Source organism: Devosia insulae DS-56 (assembly GCF_000970465.2).
Classification (GTDB): domain Bacteria; phylum Pseudomonadota; class Alphaproteobacteria; order Rhizobiales; family Devosiaceae; genus Devosia_A; species Devosia_A insulae.
In genome coordinates this window covers 1-2,705 of sequence record NZ_LAJE02000130.1, presented here as the reverse complement: position 1 = coordinate 2,705, position 2,705 = coordinate 1, and the positions used below count along the sequence as shown (strand labels likewise).

Genomic DNA, 2,705 nt, shown 5'->3' with positions numbered 1-2,705 from the left:
GGGTGGGGGTCAGCCCGCACCGGCCGACGCATTCTGTCTCAACGCCGACTAAGCGCGCGATGGAAACAGCGTCGTGCCGAACGGGCCGTAGGTGGCGCCGATCAGGCCGCGATCGACCAGGTACTCGACATGCGCCTTCAGCGTCATCAGCGCCGCGCCATGCAGCGGCAGGGCGAGTTGCGGGTAGATCGGCGCCAGCAGGTCGCCGATCCTGCGGGCCCCGCCGTTCACCGCCGCAACCACCTGCCGGTTGCGCTCCTGCCGGTGCGCCAGCAGCGCCCGGGCATAATCCGGCCCATCTTCGATCACCCCGCCATGCGCCGGTGCGTAGCTCGCGTAGCCGAGGCCGATGACCTTTTCGAGCGAATGCAGGTAATCCGCCATCGAGCCGTCCGGCACCGAAACCAGGGTCGAGTTCCAGCCCATGATGTGATCGCCGGTCAGCAGCCAGGGCGTGCCGACCAGCCCGAAGCCCAGGTGATTGGCGCAGTGGCCGGGAGTGGCGATCACCTCGAGCGTAATCCCGTCGATCACCAGTTGCTCGCCGTCCTGCAGCCCGCGGTCCGGCATGAGGCTCCAGTCGCTTTCGCCGCCCACCGCATTGACCTCGAACAGCCGGCGCGCCCGGCTCAGCCGATGCTTGCCGCCCGACCAGACCGGCGCCCCGGTGGCAGCCTTCAGTTTGGGCACCAGCGCCGAATGATCGATATGGGTGTGGGTGAGGATGATCGCGTCGACCGGGCGGCCGGCAATGGCGCTCGTCAGGGCCGCGAGGTGCGCGCCATCGTCTGGGCCAGGGTCGATCACCGCCACCCGGTCATTGCCGACAATGAAGCTGTTGGTGCCCTTGAACGTGTAGGGGCCGGCATTGGGAGCGGTGATGCGGACGAGGCCCGGAGCCACCATCACGGGGTGGCCGGTTGCTGCGTCGAACGTGGTGTTGAAGCTCAGCGCCGGCGTCTGGCCAGCCATTGCGCTCTCCCAGGCGAGCGACTAGTAATCGGCGCTAGCAATGCTCCTCAAAATGAAGGATTGGCAATGGCCTTGACGCTCACCACGCCGAATACCGTACTCGGCGTGCTCTCGCCCAAATCGCAGTCGGCGCGCCTCGCGGCAAACCTCGTCACCGTGGTGCTCGGCTCGCTGGTCCTGGCGCTGTCGGCCAAGCTTTCGGTGCCGGTTATGCCGATCCCGGTCACGCTGCAGACCATGGCGGTCGCGGCGCTGGCGGCCGGCTTTGGCTGGCGCATCGGCGTTGCGACCGTGGCGCTCTATATTGTTCAGGGTCTGTCGGGTCTGCCGGTCTTTGCCACGGGCGGCGGCCTCGATTACGTCATGCGCCCGTCCTTCGGCTTCATCCTCGGCTACCTGCCGATGGCCTACATTATCGGTCGGGCCGCCGATCTCGGCGCTTCGGGCCGTATCGTGCTGCTGTTCGGCGCCATGCTGCTGGCCGATGCGGTGCTGTTCGCTTTCGGCTTCACCTGGCTGCTGGTCGTCGCCAATGTGATCGTGCAGTCCGGCGCGACGCTGCCGGGCTGGCTCGATGCCACCAACCTCATCGGCACCGCCTGGAACGGCGCCGTCGCCCCGTTCATCCTGTGGGACGTGCTGAAGATGGCTTTCGCGGCGCTCAGCGTCGTCGGCATCTGGAAGCTGCTGCCTAAAAAGGGCTGAACGGCCTCTCGGACAATTGGAAAGGGCCGGTCAGCTGACCGGCCCTTTCTCTTGGCGTATGCCCCGGGGGCAGGTGCAGCACCCTAGTTGGTGAACACCGCCAGCGAACCATCGGCGGCAACGCCGATGGCGATCACCTCCTCGGCCGAGGTGTTGTTGGCTTCGAGCCAGGCGTCGAGCGCCACATTGGAGGCGAGCGCCAGCTGCAGATCGTCGATCTCGTCGGCATTGCCGCTGAGCGCCAGATCGAACGCCGTGGCGTTCTCGGCATTGATCCAGCCACTGACATCGTAGGTGGTGGCGTCGATGTCGGTGAGGCTGGCAAGGCTCGTCTCGGTCCAGTGGCTGCGCTCGATCAGCGAGATCACCACACCCAGCTCATCATCGGCTGTTAAGGACGCAGCCGCAGACCCATTGGCGGTGAGGCTGCCAGCCGTGCTATCTTCAGTTCTGAGGTCGTCAAGTCCGAGACTGGCCGTAGCGTTGATATCGGTCGCGACTCCGAGCGACAGGCCGCTTTCGCCCGATGAGGACGCGCTGCCGCCGAGCGAGACGCCTACGCCGATGTCGAGCGCCAGGGCGGGCGCGGATAGGACGCAGAGGCAGGCGAGCGCTGCGGCAAGGGTTTGAGTTTTCATGATGTTGGCTCCGTTGCAGTTGCGTCGAGGAGCTTCCCGGATTCGCCCTGACACGTTCATGAGATCGTTGTCAGGCAATGGTCAGGGTCGAGAACGTATTCTGTCGAGCATGCTCCCTACTCGCCCGAATCATCGCTTGTTGCTCGCACTTGTCTGCGTCGCGGGGCTGTTCCTCCCTTCCGCCGCGCTGGCGCAGATCGACCTTGGTCTCGACCTGGGCGGCCTCGGCGGTGTCGATGTCGGCATTGGCGGCGATGACGGGCTGGGCGTGGACGTTGATCTCGGTGGTGACGGTGGGCTGGGCGTCGACGTTGACCTCGGTGGCGACGGTGGGCTGGGCGTCGACCTTGACCTTGGTGGCGACGACAGCGGCCTCGACATCAACCTGGG

Annotated in this window: 4 protein-coding genes; 1 reads left to right on the top strand and 3 read right to left on the bottom strand. The window is 66.0% G+C overall.

From position 1 onward, the window contains the following. Positions 1 to 48: 48 nt before the first annotated feature. Positions 49 to 972, bottom strand: a complete 924-nt coding sequence (locus tag VW23_RS08195; RefSeq protein WP_069909089.1) for an MBL fold metallo-hydrolase — start codon at positions 970 to 972, stop codon at positions 49 to 51. 66 nt (positions 973 to 1,038) lie between these two features. Between VW23_RS08195 and VW23_RS08190 the strand changes: the two genes are divergently transcribed. Continuing rightward, positions 1,039 to 1,677 (top strand): biotin transporter BioY, encoded by a 639-nt coding sequence (locus tag VW23_RS08190; RefSeq protein WP_069909088.1) that lies wholly within the window; start codon positions 1,039 to 1,041, stop codon positions 1,675 to 1,677. An 83-nt stretch (positions 1,678 to 1,760) separates the two neighbouring features. Here the strand turns inward: VW23_RS08190 and VW23_RS08185 are convergent, their stop codons facing one another. Together VW23_RS08185 and VW23_RS28920 are read right to left on the bottom strand one after the other, a co-directional pair. Continuing rightward, a complete protein-coding gene (locus VW23_RS08185; protein WP_069909087.1) occupies positions 1,761 to 2,315 on the bottom strand; it encodes a hypothetical protein in 555 nt (184 codons plus the stop codon). 70 nt (positions 2,316 to 2,385) lie between these two features. Beyond that, a partial coding sequence (locus tag VW23_RS28920; RefSeq protein WP_176730354.1) for a hypothetical protein occupies positions 2,386 to 2,705 on the bottom strand: 320 nt, incomplete at its 5' end.